The sequence below is a fragment of the Glycomyces mayteni genome (assembly GCF_042428885.1).
Lineage (GTDB): Bacteria > Actinomycetota > Actinomycetes > Mycobacteriales > Micromonosporaceae > Glycomyces > Glycomyces mayteni.
In genome coordinates, this window is the sequence record NZ_JBHMBP010000001.1 from 1,118,650 (window position 1) to 1,136,521 (window position 17,872).

Genomic DNA, 17,872 nt, shown 5'->3' on the forward strand with positions numbered 1-17,872 from the left:
CGCGTGACGCCACGGAGGGAGCTCACGTCAGCGCGTGATTATGCCGACCAGTACCGGCGTCTGCGCGGACTCATGCGGTCAGGCCAGGTGGCCGAGGCCGTCAGCGAGGCGACCTGGATCGTCTACAACTCCGAGACCGCGCAGCAGCGCGCCCAGGCGTGGCTGTTCATCCTCCAGGGCCAGATCAACCAGCGCGCCATCGACAAGATCCCCGGCACCATCGACCAGGCCGGCACGGCCGTCACGCGCTGCCGCGACCCGCGCCTGGACGGGAAGTACCACGCGCTCTCGGCCTGGTACTACCACCACCACATCAAGTCCCTGGACTTCACGGCGCAGCGGCTCGTCCTGTCCTCGCGGGCGCTGCGGTCGATGACCGAGGCCAGCCAGGCCGCCGTCGACGCCTGGTACGACCTCGCGGTGATCCTCTCCAACTGCGGGTACCAGCAGCAGGCCGCCGAGGCGCTCGACCAGTGCCACACGCTCGCCGAGCGCGCCGGCGTCACCAGGTCCTCTGTGGAGGGCGTGGAGATCCGGGTGCGGGACGCCCTGCTGCGCTACTACACCGGCGACCCGCGCGCCTGCACGGGACTGCTGCGCCAGGAGCTGCGGCGCGTCAAGCCGAACCTGCACGACCTCGACACGCGGGAGCTGGAGTGGGTGCACTACGCGCTCGCGCGCCTCTCGCTCCTGGGGTTCAGCGAGCAGTGGTCGGTGGAGCACCTGCTGCCGGAGGAGACGTCGTCGGTGGAGGCGATGGACCTGCGGACGATGGCGCGCGCGTCCCGGCTCATCGCGCAGGCCCGGGGCCTGGAGGCCCTGGAGGTCCTGGAGGCGCGCGACATCGGCGACGAGACGCTCGGGGTGATGGAGCCGCAGCACCTGCGGTCGCTCGCGCTGGTCGCGAAGGGCGACCACGCGGCGTCGATCCTCGCCGCGCACGCCACGACGTACGCGCTGTACAAGCAGATCAACGAGTTCCACACGATCTACCTCGCGTCGGCGGCGGCCCTGGTGGACCACGACCAGCTGCGGCGCGCGGCCGCGGGCTGGGCCGACCGGGCGAACACCGACGAGCTGACGGGCCTGCCGAACCGGCGGCGCCTCGACGCGTTCCTCTCCGACGTCGAGGGCGACGGGATGATCGCGGTCCTGGACCTCGACGGGTTCAAGGCCGTCAACGACACGCACGGCCACCAGGCGGGGGACGCGATCCTCCAGCGGCTCGCCGCGCTCCTGTCGAGCGTGGTCCGCTCGGGCGACCTGCTGGCGCGCACCGGCGGCGACGAGTTCATCATGGTCCTGCCCGGCGCGTCGGAGTACGACGCGGACGCGGTCTCCCAGCGCATCCGCGTCGCCGTGGCGGCCGAGAACTGGGAGTACTCGGTGCCCGGGACGCCCGTGGACGTCTCGATCGGCTGGGCCCGCCTGGCCGCGGGCGGCAACCCCTCCCAGACCCTGTGGGCCGCCGACCAGGCGATGTACCAGATGAAGCGGTCCCGCAAGGGCCTTTTAATGCCTGACGCGGGCGAGGACCCGGAGGACTTCGGGGCGGTCTACTGGCACGGTTCGTAGACCGTGTCGAGGTCGACTCCGGCCACGGCTCCGGCGAAGCCCTCCTCGGCGTAGTGGGCGCAGGCGGCGGCCTTGTTGGCGGGGTCGGCGGCGTAGTCGACGGCGAGGACGAGCTTCCCGGCGTCGTGGACGGCGCGGGTGTTCGCGAGGTTCTCGGCGCACCAGTCCTCGTCGCAGGGGGTGTCGGCGTTGAGGAACCAGAGCTCCTCGATGCCGATGCCGTCGATGGCGTCGAGGTAGCCGTCCTGGTCAGCCAGTTCGGGGGAGTTCTGAGGGAGGATCGCGAGGCCGTCCCCGGCGTGCTCGTCCGCGGCGATGACGAGGTCGGCCATCTTGCGGGCGAGGGTCTCGCGGGTCTCGCCGGGGACGAGGTCCAGGTCGATCTCCTCGTAGGCGTTGGGGACGTCGAGGTAGACGCCGTCGAACCCGGCGGCGGCGGCCTGGTCGAGGCGGGGCTCCATGACCAGGTCCCACCAGTCCTGCTCCCAGTACTTGACGAAGTACTCGTCGGGCCAGTCGCCCCACTGGTTGAGGATCAGGCCGGCGCCGCTGGCGGCGACGGCGTCGTACTCGGGGCGGTAGGTCTCGATGGAGCCCATGGTGAAGTACGCGTAGACGGTCTTCCCGGCGTCGTGGAGGGCGTCGATCTCCGCGGCGGTCCAGTAGTCGTCGCCGCCGTCGCGGGCCAGGTCGACCACGGCGGTGGGCTGGGGGGCGGCGGCGACCGCGTCGAGGGTGCCGTCCTCGTAGCCGGACAGCTGGTAGAGCCAGTTGTCGGGGGTCGCCTGTACCGTCGTGTCCTCGGTGGGCGCTTCGCCGGATTCATCGGCTCCGGCGTCCTGGGTGCAGGCGGAGAGGAGGAGCGGCAGAGCGAGCAGCGCGGCGGGGAGGCGTCTCATGGCAGCAGCATAGGCGCACCGTGCGATTCGGGCGCTCAGGCGCCGCCTATGGCTTCGGCGACGGCCTCGACGGCGAGGGCGCGGACGACGTCGACCGAGGCGGCGAGGGCGCCGGTGGACGCGGCGATGAACGCGTCGCCGTCCATGCGGGTGTGCACGGGGCTGATGGCCTTCGCGAGGCCGTCGTGGGCGCCTTGGGAGACGAGCGCGCATTCGACCTTGTCGAGGCGGGCGTTGGTGACGACGGCGCCGATGGTGGTGTTGCGTCCGAACGACCCGGTCGCGAACCCTTCGGGGTGCAGCAGCTCCCGGTCGAGCGGGCCGGGCTCGCCGAACGCGTTGACGGCCACGAGCGCGGCGACGACGACCGGTCCGGCGGCGACCGCGGCGGTGCGCAGGCCCGAGGGGAGGGTGACCCCGCGCCACTGGCCGACGGTGGCGCCGCGCCCGGCGCCCACGGGGCCGTCGAGCGCGGGCTCGAACGGGGCCATGGCGGCGTCGCACGCCTCGTAGCCCTGCGCGGCGCCCGGGACGGTCCCGGAGCCGTCGAGGTCGTACAGGCCCAGCGTGGGGACGATCGGGACGGGGCCGCCGGGGGTGGGGACGCCGCGGCCGCGCTCGGCGAGCCACTGCATGACGCCGTCGGCGGCGGCGAGCCCGAACGCGGACCCGCCGGTGAGCAGGACCGCGTCGATCCCGGCGTTGGTGCGGAGCGGGTCGAGCAGCTCGATCTCGCGGCTGGCGGGCGCGCCGCCGCGGACCTCGCCGGAGGCGAGCACGGCCTCCTCGAACAGCAGCACCGTGCAGCCGGTGTGCTCGCCGGTCCAGTGTCCGACGCGAACTCCCAAGTCCCGCATCCGGACAGCGTACCGCCAGGGGGGTCCGCAGTGCCCGTGGAATTCGATAACCGAACGGTAACTAAGTGCTTTGTGGACAGTGTCGTGGACTACATGTGACCCACGCGAAATCCCTGGATTTCCCTGGCCGAAGGCGCTTACCATTGATTCCAGAGGCACGGAGACGCGGAGCCGGAACGGCGAACCCGAACCGCTTCCGCAAGCGGCCTCCCGAAGCGGTCCAAGGCGATCGCGACGGTTCCCCGCCGTCGACAATGGCGTCATCGACGAGCGGTCCCCCTTCAGAAGATCCACGATCCGGCGCACCCCGCCGGGAAGGAATCAGCAATGAACGAGCTCGTTGGAGCTTTCCTCGCAGTCGACGCCGCCAACACCGCCGCCACCTCGGCCCTGCCGAACGCGCCGGTCGTTGACGACGGACGGGCCGACAAGCCGTATGTCTTCGGCGTCACCCGTCCCGAGAAGGTCCGCCTCTCGACCGCCGGCGTCCTGCGCCGCGTGGCCGACCGCGTCGAGGGCCGCGCCCTCGCCGGCCTGGCCCGCTAGGTCCGAAAGGCGAGCGCGCCCACAAGGCGCCGCGCCCGACTGCACAACTCAACCCACCGAACGCGACGCGCCGGCCTGCGGGCCCGGCGCGTTTCGTCCGCCCGGAGACGGGAGCGGGCCCTGGCCGAACGGCCGGGGCCCGCAGTCATGCCGCCCTCACGCCGCCGGGCCCCGCCGCGCCAGCGCCGTCAGCGCCGTCCCCGCGAGGACCGCGGCCGCGGCCGCGGCGATCCACCCGGCCGTCGGCGCCCCGGTCGCGGGGAGCTTCGCGGCCGGCGCCTCCCCGCCGCCCGCGCCCGAGTCCGCGGTCGGGGCGGCCGTGCTCGGATCGGTCGCCGGATCGTCGGGCCCGCCGGCCGTCTCCATCGAGATCGTGCCGCCCAGCCGCGGATACGGGTCCGCGCTCGGGCCGTCCCAGGCGTCGGCGGTCGTCAGGCGCAGGAGGTCCGGCGCGTCCGGGTCCCAGTCGGGCGTTCCGATCTGCCACGCCAGTTCGTCCGCGTCGATCGCGGAGACGCCGTACCCGCAGGCGCAGACCGCGGTCGATCCCGGCGCGTCCGCGTCGACCAGGTAGTCCACCGGCCCGGTCAGGGTGAGGAGCTGCCCCGGCAGGTCCGGGGGGTCGAGGAAGTAGCAGGAGACGCCGTTCCAGTTGTCGCCGGAGGAGAGGCGCTTGCAGTTGTCGTAGTCCGCGGTCGCCTCGGCCCCGTCGACGGGCCAGCCGTCGCGGGCGGAGCCGGTGAACGAGACGACCACGGCCGCAGTGAAGTCGGCGAGCGGCTCCTCCTGCCGGAACCGCGGGTTCACCTCTACGGTCGATCCGGGCGCGACGTCCGTGAACGACAGGTCCGAGTGCAGGTACGGGTGGTAGGGGTCGCCCTGGGCCTGCGCGGGCGCGGCGGTGACCGCGGCCGCCAGGGCCGCGAGCACCACCGCGGCGAAAGCCGCCGCGAGCCGGATCGGGTGCGATGCCTTCATGGGGTTGCTCCTTTCCGTCCATCACTGGAACGTGCGGGAGCCGTCACCGGTTGCGACCTCCGAAACCAACTTCAAGTGAACGAAAACGGGCGCCCGGCCTGTGGGGGCCGGGCGCCCAGCGGGTTCACTCGGTGGTTCGCGGTGTCGCTATGCGGCGCTGGGGATTCGGCGCTTGCGGGCGGCGAACGCCAGGCCCGCGCCCGCGGCGAGGACGGCGCCCGCGCCGCCGAGCAGCACCGTCATCGACGAGCCGGTGGTCGGCAGGTTCGCCGAGCCGCCCGCGTTGACGCTGAACACGGCCTCGTCGTCGGCCGGGTCGGCCTCGAAGCCGCCCTCCTCGTACCGGCGCTCGACCACGGCCAGCGTCCCGTCGTTCGCCGAGGCGCCGCTCGTGACCTCGACGCGCAGCGCCACGTCCAGCGACTCGCCCGCGGGCAGCGCGTCGAAGAAGCACACGAAGTCGAGGCCCGAGAGGTCCTCCAGCGGCAGCAGGTCGGCCCATTCGGCGGCGTCGGGGCAGACGACGTCCTCGTCGTCGACCGCGACGAGCTCCAGGCCGGTGGGCAGCGTCCCCAGGAGCGCGTACGAGCCGGGCTCCTCGAAGAACGGGACGGCGCCCGCCGGTCCGGCGTTCGCGACCTCCACGACCACAGTGGTCTCGGTGTCCTTCGCGCCCTTGGCGTTCAGATCCTGGACCGACAGGTCGAACCGCTGCTCGCCGCTCTGGACGTTGATGTACCCGGTGAACGGGTTGCTGTACTCGTCGGGGCCGTCGGAGGCCGTGAAGCCCATCAGGTCGTCCGAGTCCTCGTCCCAGGACACGCCGCCGTACGCGGCGAGCCCGTCCGCGTCGACCGGGAACACCTCGTACTCGCAGTCGCAGTACCAGAACGGGCCCGGCAGGCCCGCGTCGAGCGCGTAGTCGACGGGCGAGAGCGCGAACGCGGTCCCCGGCTCGTCGGGGAAGTCGGTGATGACGCAGGTCGCGCCGGGCCCGCCGAAGGCGCCCTTGGTGCAGTTGCCGTACCCGGCGGTCACCTCGACGCCCTCGGTGACGGCGAAGTCGGGGCCGGTGAAGACCGCGACGACCGCGGCCGTGCCGGCGGGCAGGGCCGCCTGCTGGAGGACCTCGGCCTCGATGCCGATGGAGGTGCCGGGGGCGACGCCCGTGTAGTCGGCGATGCCGTGCAGGTAGGGCGCGTCGTCGTCGGGGCCGACGACCTCGATCGTGTCCTCGCGGACCGCGACGGTCTCGCCGTCCACGGCGAACGTGACGGTGTAGTCGTACTCGCCGGAGACGAGCTCGGCGGTCGCCCCGTACCGGAACTCCCAGAACGAGACCGCGTCGGCGTCCTCGGCCGTGCAGGTGACCACGGTGCGCGCGTCGTTCACGGGGCAGTCGCTGCCCGACCCGTCGGGCAGGCCGATCGTGAACGCGTTGTCGAGGGCGTCGATCACGACGGTCGCCGTGACGTCGTGCTCGCCCGGGGCGAAGTCGTCGCCGAACGCGATGCGCAGGCCGAACTTCTCGGGCTCGTCGCCGAAGGCGATCGGCGAGTAGTCCTCGACGAACACCTCCGTGGGCGTGAAGGTCTGGGCCTGGGCCGGGAGCGCGAACGCGCCCGCCCCGAGGGCCGCGGCGGCGAGGGCGGCCGCGGCGCGGGCGGCGGTCTTGACGGGTGACATGGGTGGCTTCCTTTGCGGTGAAACGGATTCGGTCCGTTGCGGGGGTCTTGGTACCTAGACGAGGGGGCCCGCGGATCTGACGCACCCGATCCAGAGTTTTCTCATATTTTGTTGCGGTATGCGAAGCGAGCGCCCGTCCGGCCGGACGGGCGCTCGCTTCGCTTCCTGGTTTCCTGGGGTCTACTCGGCGGCGTCGCCGGTGCCCCTGCGCCGGCGCGTCGTCGCGACGTACAGCGCGATCCCGACGACGAGCGCGGCGGCCGCGCCCGTGAGGACCCACGTCAGCGGCGACCCGGTCTTCGGGAGCGCCCCGGACCCGTCGAGCCGGAGCGCGGCGGTGTTGTTCCCCTGGTCGGCGTCGAGGTCGCCCGGGTAGTCGGCGGAGCCGAGGGCGGCGACGGTGAGCGAGCCCGCGCCGCGCGCCGACCCGTCCGTGATCTCCACGGTCAGTTCGACGTCGAGGGTCGCTCCGGCGTCGATCCGGTGGAACAGGCACACGAAGTCGGCGCCGTCCGCATCGACCTGCGGCATCGAGACGTCGACGTATTCGGCGGCGTCGCCCGGGTAGGACTCGCCGTCGTCGCCGCAGAACCAGCCGTCGTCCGGGCCCTCGACGCCGACGAGGCGGGTGCCCGCGGGCAGGTCCCCGACGAGGGCGTAGGAGCCGGGGCCGTCGAACACGGTCGGCGCGTCGGCGGTGCCGAGGTTCTGGACGGGGATCGTGACGGTGACCTCGTCGCCCTCGGCGCCCTTGACGGTCCGGTCGGTCAGCGCCAGGTCGTAGGGGTGCTCGGCGGTCCGGATGTCGAGGTAGCCGTTGTAGGGGTCGGAGAACTCGGACTCCGGGTCGCCTGCGGCCATGAGGCCGAACAGGTCGCCGCCCTCGTCCCAGAACACGCCGCCGAACCGGTCGTCCAGGGTCCCTTCGTCGATCGCCTCCACGGAGTAGGAGCAGCCGCACAGGTTCATCGGGCCGGGTGCGGCCGCGTCCACGTCGAGCCACAGCGAGTCGCGGAAGACGAACGCGGTGCCCGGCAGGTCCTCGAAGTCGGTGACGACGCAGACGGCCTCGGGCGCGGAGTCCGCGGGGATGCAGTTGTCGTACTCGGCGCGCGGCCAGGCCAGCCCGTAGGAGACGTACTCGGAGCCGCGGACGGTCACGACCAGGGCGGCGGTGTCCGAGGGGAGCGCGGCGTCCTGGAGGAACTCCGGCCGCACGTCGGCGGAGGACCCGGGCTCGACGTCCTCGAAGAAGAGGTCGCCGTGGAGGAACGGGCTGCCGGACTGGGGGGCGACGACGCCCATCGTCTCGTCCACCGTCAGGACGGTCTCGCCGTCCACGGCGATGGTGATCGTGTACGGGTACTCGCCCGCCGCGGCCTCCGGCTCGGCGGCGTACATGTAGCTGAAGTCCACGGTGCGGTCGGCGTCCTCGGCCGCGCAGTGGAGCAGGCCGCTCGTCGCGTCCGGGCCGCAGCCGCCGTACGACGGGTTGCTGTCGGCCCAGTAGACGACGCCCGTGCTCGGGGCGAGGTCGAACACGGCGGTCACGTCGTGCTCGCCTTCGGCGAAGTCCTCGCCGAAGACGACGGTCAGGGAGCCTTCGAGCTCCGAGCCGTCGGCGGTGATGAGGTGGCTGCTCGGGTGGACTACGTCCACGGGGACGGGGGCCTGCGCGAAGGCGGGGAGGGCGAAGAGCCCGGCGCCGAGGGCGGCGGCCCCGGCGGTCGCGGCCAGGCGCGCGGTGCGCCGGGCCCGGGGGGAGGGTGCGTTCATGGCGGTGTTCCAGACAGGTGTGAGAGGACAGTCCCCTGTGGGCTGTCACTCGCGGGGACTCGATGACTACTAGACGCCGCGAACCGCCCGCCTGACGCACCCCGCGCCGAAGTTTTTCCGCTCTGTAGCGCACGGCACACGCGAACGGCGCCCGTCCGGATGGACGGGCGCCCCTGTTCGCTTGCGCCGCTTGGCCTTTGCGGCTACGCCTTCCAGCCCGGGATGGGGAACGCCTTCGTGTGCTCGCGGATCTCCCCGGCGACCACGTCCAGCTCGGCGTCCTTGCCGTCCTTCGCCGCCGAGACAGCCCGGTCGATCCACCCGGCGATGAGGTCCATGTCGCCCTCGGTCATGCCGCGGGTCGTCACCGACGCCGTGCCGATGCGCAGGCCCGACGGGTCGAACGGCTTGCGCTGGTCGAACGGCACCGAGTTGAAGTTCAGCTCGATCCCGGCCGCGTCCAGGGCCTTCGCCGCGGGCTTGCCCGGGATGTCCTTGCTCGTCAGGTCCACCAGGATGAGGTGGTTGTCCGTGCCGCCCGACACCAGGTCGAAGCCGCGCGCCGTCAGGCCCGCCGCGAGCGCCTTCGCGTTCTTGACGATCTGCGCCGCGTAGTCCTTGAACGCCTCGGTCGCCGCCTCGCGCAGCGCCACCGCGATCGCCGCGGTGGTGTGGTTGTGCGGGCCGCCCTGGAGGCCCGGGAAAACCGCCTTGTCGATGGCCTTCGCGTGCTCCTCGGTGGTGAGGATCATCGCGCCGCGCGGGCCGCGGAGCGTCTTGTGGGTGGTCGTGGTGACCACGTCGGCGTGCCCGACCGGCGTCGGGTGCGCGCCGCCGGCGACGAGCCCGGCGATGTGCGCGATGTCGGCCATGAGCACCGCGCCGACCTCCTCCGCGATGGCCTGGAAGCCCGCGAAGTCGACGGTGCGGGGGATCGCGGTGCCGCCGCAGATGATGAGCTTCGGGCGCTCGGCGCGGGCGATCTCGGCGACCTCGTCGAGGTCGATGCGGCCGGTGTCGCGGCGGACCCCGTAGGAGACGGCGTCGAACCACTTGCCGGTGGCCGAGACCTTCGACCCGTGGGTCAGGTGCCCGCCCGCGGGCAGGCCCATGCCCAGGACCTTGTCGCCCGGGGACAGGAACGCCATGTACACGGCCAGGTTCGCAGGCGAGCCCGAGTACGGCTGCACGTTCGCGTGCTCCGCCCCGAACAGGGCCTTCGCCCGGTCGATCGCGAGCTGCTCCACCTGGTCGATGAGCTGCTGGCCCTCGTAGTAGCGCTTCCCGGCGTACCCCTCGGAGTACTTGTTGGTCAGGATCGAGCCCGTCGCCTCCATGACCGCCTGGGAGACGTAGTTCTCGGACGCGATGAGGCGGATCTTCTCCGACTCGCGGCGTCCCTCGGCCTCGATGAGCCGCTCGATCTCGGGGTCGGCGGCCGCGAGGTTCGCGGTGAGGGCCTCGTAGGCGTCGGACATGCAATGCTCCTCGCTGATCGGCATGATCTCGCACGGCGACCGGGCAGGTGGCCTTGATGCCCCGAGCATAGCCGGAGGACAGTCTCGTCGATGCTTGCGAGACGTCAATGTGTGCTGTGGGGGCCGCGCCCGTTTCCTCACGTGTGGGACGCCGCGACCGGCCTCACCCTCACGCGATCGGCCGTTCGAGACTCCATTGCGTACACGCAGTAGCGTGCGACGTATGTCACCTAGATCCGCCGCGAAGACCGTCGGCGCCGGATTCGCGGTCGCGGCCCTCGCCGCGCTCGCGCAGCTCGGCCTGGCCTACGGCTTCGGGCTCCTCTCCTGGGCCGACGCGGCCCCCGGCGCCGCCGACCCCGTCCTCGACTACCGCTGGAACGCCAACCTCGCGTGGGTCGCCTGGTTCGCCGCGGCCTCCTGCGTCGTCGGCGGCCTCGCGTCCGGCGCGATCGGCTCCCGCGCCGCCGCCCGCGCCACCCCCGGCACCCGCTTCGCCGCGGTCCTCGCGTCCGCGGCCGGGGCGTTCGCCGTCGGCCCGCTCGTGGCCCTCTCCGCCGAGCAGGGCGCCGTCTCCGACGGCTTCCCCACCGACCCGCTCGTCGCCGCCGGGCTCGGCGCGGCCGTCGGGTTCGCGCTCGCGCTCATCGGCCTCTCGTCCCGCTCGGTCGCCGTGAACGTCGGCGCCTCCGCGGCCCTGGTGTGGGTCCTCGCGGTCCTCGCCGTGTTCGTGGACGTCGGCGACCGCGTCTCGCCCGTCACCGAGCTCGGCGTGTGGGGCTCGTGGGCCGCATCCGACACGTTCCTGGGCACCCGCGGGTTCTCCATCGCGATCCCGTTCGTGACCGGCTCGCTCCTCATCGGCGCCGTGGTCGCCGCGTTCGCGCGCCGCAGCCACATCTCCTCCTCCGGGTACCGCATCGCCGCGGCCTCCGGCATCGCCGGGCCCCTCATCGTCACCGTCGCCCACCTGGTCGCCGGCCCCTCCCGGCTCGACAACGCCGAGTCCCTCGCCGTCATGCTCGTCGGCCCCTACGCGGCCATCGCCGGGCTCCTCGGCTCCCTCATCGTCTGCGCCCTCCCCAAGGCGGGCGGGCAGATCGACGACCGGCCGCAGGCCCAGGCCGAGCCGCGCGCCGACGGCCTCGCCGAGACCGCCCCCGGCTGGACCGTCCCCGTCCCCGCCTCGGCCTACGACGACGCGAACGACGGCGACACCGCCGACCTCGCCGCCCCGCCCGCCAAGCCCAAGCGCCCCACCCGCCGCGAGAAGCAGGCCGCGAAGGACTCCGAGCGCGCCGCCAAGCACGAGGCCGCCAAGCGCGCCGAATGGGAGCCGCAGGAAGGCGACGACACCCCCAACCCCGACGTCGACTGGGTGCAGGAGCTCAAGGCCGTCGACATGGAGGACCAGCCGCAGGAGGCCCCCAAGCCCCGCCGCGCCAAGAAGACCACCGCCCGCACCCGCCGCAAGATCGACTCCGGCGACGCCGAGTCCTAAGCGCCGCAGGACAGAGCGGCCGGGCCCCTTCGGGCCCGGCCGCTCACGCGCCTACACCTCCCACTCGTGGACGGGCCGCCCGTCCGCCGACCGCGCCGCGTAGTCGAGGACCATGGCCCGCAGCGCGTCCCGGCGCTCCAGCCGCTGCCGGTGCTCGGCGACCTGCACCCGCGCCACCTGCCAGGTCGCGCCGTTCACGCCGCGGCGGCACCGCGACTCGATCACCCCGAGGTACCGGTCCGCGTCCCGCGCGCTCACGCCCAGCGCCGACAGGCCCTCCGCGGCCTTCGGCAGCAGCTCGTCCAGCACCAGGCGCCGCACCGGCACCAGGCCCAGCCCCGGCCACCACTGGTCCGCGTTGATCCCGTGCCGCGCCGCCGAACGGAAGTTCGCCGCCGCCTGTGCGAAGTCCATGCGCTCGCTCAGCGGGGGCTCGGCGTCCGCGAAATGCGCCACCAGGCCGTAGAACAGCGCCATGTTCGCGCAGATGTCCACCGCCGTCGGCCCCGCCGCGACCACCCGGTTCTCCACGCGCACATGGGGCCTGCCCCGGAACACGTCGTACACCGGGCGGTTCCAGCGGTACACGGTCCCGTTGTGGTACCGCAGCTCCTGGAGGACCGGGACCCCGCCGCCGGCCACGACGGCCGCCGGGTCCTCCTCGTCGCACAGCGGTAAAAGCGGCGAGAAGTGCCGGTAGTTCTCGTCGAACAGGTCGAGCACGCCGCCGATCCACCGCTCCCCGAACCACGCCCGCGGCTTCGCGCCCGCCGCCCGCTGGTTCGCCCGCCGCGTGTCCGTGCCCTGCTCGAACAGGATCACCCGCGTCTCCGCCCACAGCTGCCGCCCGAACAGGTACGGCGAGTTCGCGGCCGTCGCCACCTGCACGCCCGCGAACGCCTGCGCGGCGTTCCAGTGCCGCGCGAAGTCCTCCGGCGCGACCTGCAAGTGGAACTGCACCGACGTGTTCGCCGACTCCGGCGCGATCGACGAGGACGTGAAGTCCACCGACTCCGCGCCCCGGATGTCGATCCGCAGGTCCTCCCCGCGCTGGGACATGATCTCCTCGTTGAGGATGCGGTACCGGCGCGCGGTCGAGAGCGCGTCCACGCTCATGTGGTCCGTCGCCAGCGTCGGCATCGTCCCGATCGGGCAGATCTGCACCCCGGCCTTCCCGGCCGCCTCCCGCACCTCCGCGAGCACCGCCGCGAGGTCGCTCTCGTACCAGGACAGCCCGGCCCCGTCGAGCAGCCGCGGCGGGAGGTTCAGCTCGATGTTGAACGCCCCCAGCTCATGCTGCGCGCCGTACAGGGCGTCCTCGTCGCCGGAGGTGTGCAGGTGCTCCAGCACCGCGTCGTTCGCGAACGCCGGGTCCCCGTCGGGCTCAACGAGATCCAGCTCCAGTTCGAGTCCCGTCATCGGTCTGCCCCGGTCGAGCCGCTCGTCGGCCAGCAGCTGCGCGAGGGCCGCTCGTCCCGCCTGGAGTCTCGCCGAATATGCCGGGTGATCCCAGTGCTTCAAGGCAGAGCCGGTCACCTCGTCGCCCATATGTCCCTCCCCAGGAATCGAACGTCCATCAACTCTAGGACGCTTGGTCATGCGCTGGCTACCAAAGGAGAAGTTGTTTCGTCCCAAATGGCGTAGGTCGCGCTCATATTAGGGAGTCGTCCGGCGCGGCGGTGTCGGGATCTTGACACAAGCGGGTTCCCCTTGACTGCGGACCGTCGCCGCGCAGGTCGGATGCGTTGCGACCGAGGCCACCCGGGAGCCTCCGGCACTCCCGATAGGATCGCCGCGTGACCGATGAGCGCCAGTCCCGCGGGCCCGCCGAGTTCTTCGCCGCCAACCGCGGCGGCGGCCTCGTGACCCTGCACCTCGACCAGCGCGGCGGCGCGCTCTTCGCTTACGCCGCATGGCGGACCGGCCTGCGGCCCACCCACCTGACTCTGCTCAACCTGGTGCTCGGCCTGGCCGTCAGCGCCGCCGTGATCGCCTACATCCCGGCCGCGAGGGACGGCGCCCCGTGGTGGCCCGTGGCCCTCGGCGCCCTGGTGCTGTGGCACGCCGCGTACATGCTCGACTGCGCCGACGGGCAGCTCGCCCGGGTCACCGGGACCGGCTCCGACGCGGGCGCGCGGGTCGACATCCTGTGCGACGTCGCGATCCAGGCGTCCGTCGTCGCGGTCGTCGTCGCCGTCGCAGACGCGTACGCCGCTTGGGTTCCGGCCTGGTGCGGGGCGGCGTTCGCGGCCCTGTGGATGACGAACCTGGTCACCGCGGTCATGGCCAAAGAGGACGCGTCGGTGTCGATGGTGACGAGCACGGGCATCGTCGTGCGGCTCGTCAAACTGGTGCGCGACTACGGGTTCGTCGTCGCCGTCATCGCCCTCGCGCTCCTGTGGCCGGAGTCGATGGCCGCGGTGATGCTGTTCTTCGGGGCCGTCAACGGCCTGTTCCTCCTGGCGAGCATCGCCGTGAGCGCACGGGCCACGCTCCGCTGAACCCTATATCCTATAGGAAATAGGATGTACGATCGCGGCCCTCACCCCTCGGCGAGCAGCTCCTCGTAGATCTCGACGAGCCGCCGCAGCGTCACCTCCGGCGCGAACACCGACTCGTAGCGGGCGCGCGCGTTCGCCGCGTACGACGGGTCCTTCGCCACCTCGTTGATGGCCGCGGCGAGCGCCGCGGGCTCGGGCGCGGCGACGATCCCCGCGGGCGCGGGCGTCCCCTCCCCGGCGATGAACGGGGCCCCGCCCATGCTCGTGACGACGACCGCGCGGCCCGCGGCCAGGGCCTCGATGCCGGAGGTCGGCAGGATGTCCTGCCAGATCGAGGGCACGACGACGGCCGCGGAGGCGGCGACGGCGGCGTCGCGCGCGACCGGGCCGAGCTGGCCGAGGTAGTGGATCTCGGGGTTCGCGGCGGCGGCGTCCTCGACGAGGCCCCGCAGCGGCCCGTCCCCGGCGATCCGCAGCGGCACCGCGGGCCGGGCGATCCGCCACGCTTCGAGCAGCAGCTCCACGCCCTTCTCGGGGACGAGGCGCGCGCCGAACAGGAACCCCTCGCCGAGCGGGGCGACCCCGGGGTCGGCGACGGCGTTCGGCTTGACGCGGATGCGGCCGGGCTCGATGCCGATGCCCTCCAGGTACCCGGCCATGGCGTCGGTGAGGGCGACGAACCGGTCCACGGACCGCCAGGTGCCCTGGTGGACGCCGAGGGCGAGGGCCATCACGGCGCTCTGCGCGCGCGAGCCCCGGTAGCAGGCGTGCTGCACGCCGGGGCCGTTCCACCGCTTGCCGTGGCAGTCGCGGCAGTCGTGGCCGTCCCTGAAGTAGAGCCCGTTCATGCAGTCGTGCCGGTAGTTGTGGATGGTCTGCACCACTTTGACCCCGTGCCGGTGCGCGGTCGTCACCACGGACGGCGACAGCAGCGGGTACGGGTTGTGGAGGTGCAGCAGGTCCGGCCGCTCCCGTTCGAGGACCTCGGCGAGGCGCCGCTGCGTCCCGGCCGCGTGCACAGGGGAGGCCGCGAGGAGCGCTTTCTTATGGGCCGGAAGGGAACCGATCTCGTCGGAGGAGCGCAGGAACGGGACGACCTCGATCCCGGCCTCACGGAGCGCGCCGATCTCGTAGTCCACGACGACGTTCTCGCCCGAGGGCTGCGCCGAGGAGTACCGGTTGTGCGCGATGACGATCTTCACGGGCATCCTTCACGGCAGGGGTGGCGGGAACGGCTTTCAGCTCGGCCGAAGATACCGCAGGAGCCGAATAGGTGTAGGTTGTCGGGTACCGTGTCGGCGGGCCGCCCGGTGATCAGGAGACGCAGCGTCGATCTCCGCCCGCGGACACTCACCTCCACCGTAAGCTGACGACCGCAGGGATGTGCAGTGGCTACGAGCCTGGAACGTCCAGCAAACAATATCCAGGGAAGCGGCAGTGTTCCGTACGGACGGACGGGGACCCAGGTGGCCGGTACTCGCGTAGGCGGCGACCCGCAGCTCGTCACCAACGGCGCCACCCGCCGCACCTGGCGGCGCCTCGTCCGCGCCTCGAACTGGCACCGCTACTACCAGGGCGCCCTCGTCGGCGCCGACCTGCTCGCGGCCCTCCTCGCCACCGTCATCGCCGTCAACCTCACCCACTCCCCGAGCGCCGGGTTCGACACCGACGACCAGCTCCACTTCTTCTACCTCACGGTCTGGCTGATCCTGCCCCTCGCGTGGCTGCTGGCCCTGTGGGGCACCGGCTCCTACGACCGCCGCTACTTCGGCATGGGCAACGAGGAGTTCAAGCGCGTCACCCGCGCCGCCATGTTCATGCTGGCGCTCGTGTCCTTCGCGGCCCTCACGTTCAAGGCCGACGTCTCGCGTGTCGCGGTCGCCGTCATCCTCCTCGCCGCCGCGGCGCTCGTCATCGGGTTCCGCTACGCGGCCCGGTACGGCCTGCACCGGATGCGCCTGGCGGGCAAGGGCGTGCAGCGGGTCCTGCTCATCGGCGCCTACCCCGAGGCGCTGGAGGTGTACCGGACGGTGCGCCGCGCGCCCGCCGCGGGCCTGGTCCCCGTGGGGATATACGTCACCGAGGGCGCGTCCTCGGTCCGCAACCTCGACACCCCGGTCCCGGTCTTCGCCGGGACCGACGTCGTCACCTGCGCCGAGCGCCTCGAAGCCGACACGCTCGCCGTGTGCGGCTCGGCCTCGGCCGACGCCGCCGACCTGCGCCGCCTCGCCTGGCAGCTCGAAGGCACCGGCCGCGACCTGGTCGTCGCCCCGGCCCTCACCGACATCGCGGGCCCCCGCGTCCACATCCGCCCCGTCGAGGGCCTCCCGCTCCTGCACGTCGAGGAGCCGAAGATCTCCGGCGTCGGCTGGCTCATCAAGAACATCCTGGACATCTCCTCCTCCACGTTCGGGCTCATCCTCCTGTCGCCGCTGTTCCTGGCCGTGGCGATCGCCATCAAGACCGACAGCCCCGGCCCGGTGTTCTTCCGCCAGAACCGCGTCGGCCGCGACGGCGAGACGTTCTCGTGCTGGAAGTTCCGCACCATGTACATCGACGCGGAGGAGCGCCAGGCCGCGCTCATGATGCACAACGAGACCGACGGCCTCCTGTTCAAGATGAAGGACGACCCGCGCATCACCAAGGTCGGCAAGTGGCTGCGCCGCACCTCCATCGACGAGTTCCCGCAGCTCATCAATGTCGTGCGCGGCGAGATGAGCCTCGTGGGGCCCCGGCCGCTCCCGGCCGAGAACGGCGACTTCCTCGGCGACGTGCGCCGCCGCCTGCTGGTCCGCCCCGGCATCACCGGCCTGTGGCAGGTCTCGGGCCGCTCGGACCTGTCCTGGGACGACGCGGTGCGCCTCGACCTGTACTACGTCGACAACTGGTCGCTCACGACCGACCTCCAGATCCTTTTCCGCACCGTCGCCGTAGTATTGCGACGAAAGGGCGCGTACTGACGGGCCCATGGGCGTACGCCTCGCGAATGCACAGCCTGCGCCCAGGTGAACGCCAGGCCAACCCTGATAATCTGGGATCTTGATGACTACTTACGGAACCGGCAGCCGCATCCTCGTGACGGGCGGCGCGGGCCTGGTGGGCAGCCACCTGGTCGACGCGCTCCTCGCGAAGGGCTGCGACGTGACCGCTGTCGACAACTTCTCCACCGGCTCCAAGGCCAACCTCGACCCCCACGAGCGCCTCACCGTCGTCGAAGCGGACGTCACCGAGGGCCTCCCCGTGGGCGAGGCGCCCTTCGACGCCGTCCTCCACTTCGCGTGCCCGGCCAGCCCGGTCGACTTCGCGACCCTCCCGGTGGAGATCCTCCGCGTCGACTCCGTCGGCACGCTGCACGCGCTCGACCGCGCGCTCGCCGACGGCGCCCGGTTCCTCATGGCCTCCACCTCCGAGGTGTACGGCGACCCGCTCGTCCACCCGCAGCCGGAGTCCTACTGGGGCAACGTGAACCCCATCGGGGTGCGCTCCTGCTACGACGAGGCCAAGCGCTTCTCGGAGGCCGCCGTCGCGGCCTACCACCGCCACAAGGGCCTCGACGCCGCGATCGTGCGGATCTTCAACACGTACGGCCCCCGGATGCGCCCCGACGACGGCCGCGTCGTCCCCAGCTTCATCTCGCAGGCCCTCGCGGGCGAGCCCCTCACCATCCACGGGGACGGCTCCCAGACCCGCTCCCTGTGCTACGTCGACGACCTCGTCGCCGGCCTCGTGCTGCTCCTGGAGTCCGGCGAGTACGGGCCCGTGAACCTCGGCACGGAGTACGAGCTCACCGTCCGCGAGATGGCCGAGGTCGTGCTGCGCCTCACCGGCTCGTCCTCGACGATCGAGTACACCGACCGGCCCTCCGACGACCCCGAGCGGCGCCGCCCCGACCTCACGAAGGCCCGCGAGCTGCTCGGGTACGAGCCGCAGGTCCACTATGAGGCCGGTCTCAAATCCACGATCGACGACTTCGTGGCGCGCCGCGCCGACGGCGGGATCGCCGTCGTCTAGAACGCAGCCGTCGAGGAACGCGGTCGTCTGGACAACACAGTCGTCTGAGCCACACGGCGCCGCC

Annotated in this window: 14 protein-coding genes; 6 read left to right on the forward strand and 8 right to left on the reverse strand. The window is 72.3% G+C overall.

Annotated elements, in window-relative coordinates:
• The first annotated feature begins 72 nt into the window (after positions 1-72).
• Positions 73-1,575: a GGDEF domain-containing protein gene (locus ACFFXY_RS05210; protein WP_382346586.1), complete on the forward strand. Its 1,503-nt coding sequence runs from the start codon at positions 73-75 to the stop codon at positions 1,573-1,575.
• Here ACFFXY_RS05210 and ACFFXY_RS05215 read toward each other — a convergent pair.
• Together ACFFXY_RS05215 and ACFFXY_RS05220 are read right to left on the reverse strand one after the other, a co-directional pair.
• The gene (locus tag ACFFXY_RS05215; RefSeq protein ID WP_382346589.1) at positions 1,557-2,474 is read right to left on the reverse strand and encodes a glycoside hydrolase family 191 protein; all 918 of its coding nucleotides are present in this window, start codon (positions 2,472-2,474) and stop codon (positions 1,557-1,559) included. The two genes, ACFFXY_RS05210 and ACFFXY_RS05215, sit on opposite strands and share 19 nt — an antisense overlap.
• A gap of 35 nt (positions 2,475-2,509) precedes the next feature.
• A complete protein-coding gene (locus ACFFXY_RS05220; protein WP_382346592.1) occupies positions 2,510-3,331 on the reverse strand; it encodes a P1 family peptidase in 822 nt (273 codons plus the stop codon).
• 327 nt (positions 3,332-3,658) lie between these two features.
• Between ACFFXY_RS05220 and ACFFXY_RS05225 the strand changes: the two genes are divergently transcribed.
• Positions 3,659-3,877, forward strand: coding sequence for a hypothetical protein (locus tag ACFFXY_RS05225; protein ID WP_382346595.1), 219 nt, complete (start codon positions 3,659-3,661; stop codon positions 3,875-3,877).
• Positions 3,878-4,033: 156 nt separating this feature from the next.
• On the opposite strand, the gene ACFFXY_RS05230 is transcribed toward ACFFXY_RS05225, so the two are convergent.
• The 4 genes from ACFFXY_RS05230 to glyA form a co-directional block, all read right to left on the reverse strand.
• Positions 4,034-4,855, reverse strand: a complete 822-nt coding sequence (locus ACFFXY_RS05230) for a hypothetical protein (RefSeq protein WP_382346598.1) — start codon at positions 4,853-4,855, stop codon at positions 4,034-4,036.
• 147 nt (positions 4,856-5,002) lie between these two features.
• The gene (locus tag ACFFXY_RS05235; protein ID WP_382346601.1) at positions 5,003-6,541 is read right to left on the reverse strand and encodes an LPXTG cell wall anchor domain-containing protein; all 1,539 of its coding nucleotides are present in this window, start codon (positions 6,539-6,541) and stop codon (positions 5,003-5,005) included.
• A 180-nt stretch (positions 6,542-6,721) separates the two neighbouring features.
• Positions 6,722-8,317, reverse strand: a complete 1,596-nt coding sequence (locus ACFFXY_RS05240; protein ID WP_382346603.1) for a hypothetical protein — start codon at positions 8,315-8,317, stop codon at positions 6,722-6,724.
• Between the two features lie 203 nt (positions 8,318-8,520).
• Positions 8,521-9,795 carry a serine hydroxymethyltransferase gene (glyA, locus tag ACFFXY_RS05245; protein WP_382346606.1) on the reverse strand — a complete coding sequence of 425 codons (1,275 nt, stop codon included), beginning with the start codon at positions 9,793-9,795 and terminating at the stop codon, positions 8,521-8,523.
• Between the two features lie 223 nt (positions 9,796-10,018).
• Here glyA and ACFFXY_RS05250 point away from each other — a divergent pair, with 223 nt between their 5' ends.
• Positions 10,019-11,296, forward strand: coding sequence for an HMG-box domain-containing protein (locus ACFFXY_RS05250; protein WP_382346609.1), 1,278 nt, complete (start codon positions 10,019-10,021; stop codon positions 11,294-11,296).
• 51 nt (positions 11,297-11,347) lie between these two features.
• Here ACFFXY_RS05250 and ACFFXY_RS05255 read toward each other — a convergent pair whose 3' ends face one another.
• Positions 11,348-12,844 carry a glutamate-cysteine ligase family protein gene (locus tag ACFFXY_RS05255; protein ID WP_382346611.1) on the reverse strand — a complete coding sequence of 499 codons (1,497 nt, stop codon included), beginning with the start codon at positions 12,842-12,844 and terminating at the stop codon, positions 11,348-11,350.
• A gap of 248 nt (positions 12,845-13,092) precedes the next feature.
• Between ACFFXY_RS05255 and ACFFXY_RS05260 the strand changes: the two genes are divergently transcribed.
• Entirely contained in the window at positions 13,093-13,797 is a 705-nt protein-coding gene (locus ACFFXY_RS05260) for a CDP-alcohol phosphatidyltransferase family protein (protein WP_382346613.1), read from the forward strand.
• 41 nt (positions 13,798-13,838) lie between these two features.
• On the opposite strand, the gene ACFFXY_RS05265 is transcribed toward ACFFXY_RS05260, so the two are convergent.
• On the reverse strand, positions 13,839-14,999 hold the full coding sequence (locus tag ACFFXY_RS05265; RefSeq protein WP_382346616.1) for a glycosyltransferase family 4 protein: 1,161 nt from the start codon (positions 14,997-14,999) through the stop codon (positions 13,839-13,841).
• A gap of 186 nt (positions 15,000-15,185) precedes the next feature.
• Here ACFFXY_RS05265 and ACFFXY_RS05270 point away from each other — a divergent pair, with 186 nt between their 5' ends.
• The gene (locus tag ACFFXY_RS05270) at positions 15,186-16,757 is read left to right on the forward strand and encodes a sugar transferase (RefSeq protein WP_382346619.1); all 1,572 of its coding nucleotides are present in this window, start codon (positions 15,186-15,188) and stop codon (positions 16,755-16,757) included.
• A gap of 82 nt (positions 16,758-16,839) precedes the next feature.
• Entirely contained in the window at positions 16,840-17,808 is a 969-nt protein-coding gene (locus tag ACFFXY_RS05275) for a UDP-glucuronic acid decarboxylase family protein (protein WP_382346622.1), read from the forward strand.
• Positions 17,809-17,872: the final 64 nt, after the last annotated feature.

Bases quoted from the DNA above. Each gene is read 5' to 3' on its own strand.
- ACFFXY_RS05240 (WP_382346603.1), bottom strand. From the start codon at position 8,317: ATGAACGCACCCTCCCCCCGGGCCCGGCGCACCGCGCGCCTGGCCGCG.
- ACFFXY_RS05255 (WP_382346611.1), bottom strand. From the start codon at position 12,844: ATGGGCGACGAGGTGACCGGCTCTGCCTTGAAGCACTGGGATCACCCG.
- ACFFXY_RS05210 (WP_382346586.1), top strand. From the start codon at position 73: ATGCGGTCAGGCCAGGTGGCCGAGGCCGTCAGCGAGGCGACCTGGATC.
- ACFFXY_RS05215 (WP_382346589.1), bottom strand. From the start codon at position 2,474: ATGAGACGCCTCCCCGCCGCGCTGCTCGCTCTGCCGCTCCTCCTCTCC.
- ACFFXY_RS05225 (WP_382346595.1), top strand. From the start codon at position 3,659: ATGAACGAGCTCGTTGGAGCTTTCCTCGCAGTCGACGCCGCCAACACC.
- glyA (WP_382346606.1), bottom strand. From the start codon at position 9,795: ATGTCCGACGCCTACGAGGCCCTCACCGCGAACCTCGCGGCCGCCGAC.
- ACFFXY_RS05220 (WP_382346592.1), bottom strand. From the start codon at position 3,331: ATGCGGGACTTGGGAGTTCGCGTCGGACACTGGACCGGCGAGCACACC.
- ACFFXY_RS05230 (WP_382346598.1), bottom strand. From the start codon at position 4,855: ATGAAGGCATCGCACCCGATCCGGCTCGCGGCGGCTTTCGCCGCGGTG.
- ACFFXY_RS05250 (WP_382346609.1), top strand. From the start codon at position 10,019: ATGTCACCTAGATCCGCCGCGAAGACCGTCGGCGCCGGATTCGCGGTC.
- ACFFXY_RS05275 (WP_382346622.1), top strand. From the start codon at position 16,840: ATGACTACTTACGGAACCGGCAGCCGCATCCTCGTGACGGGCGGCGCG.
- ACFFXY_RS05235 (WP_382346601.1), bottom strand. From the start codon at position 6,541: ATGTCACCCGTCAAGACCGCCGCCCGCGCCGCGGCCGCCCTCGCCGCC.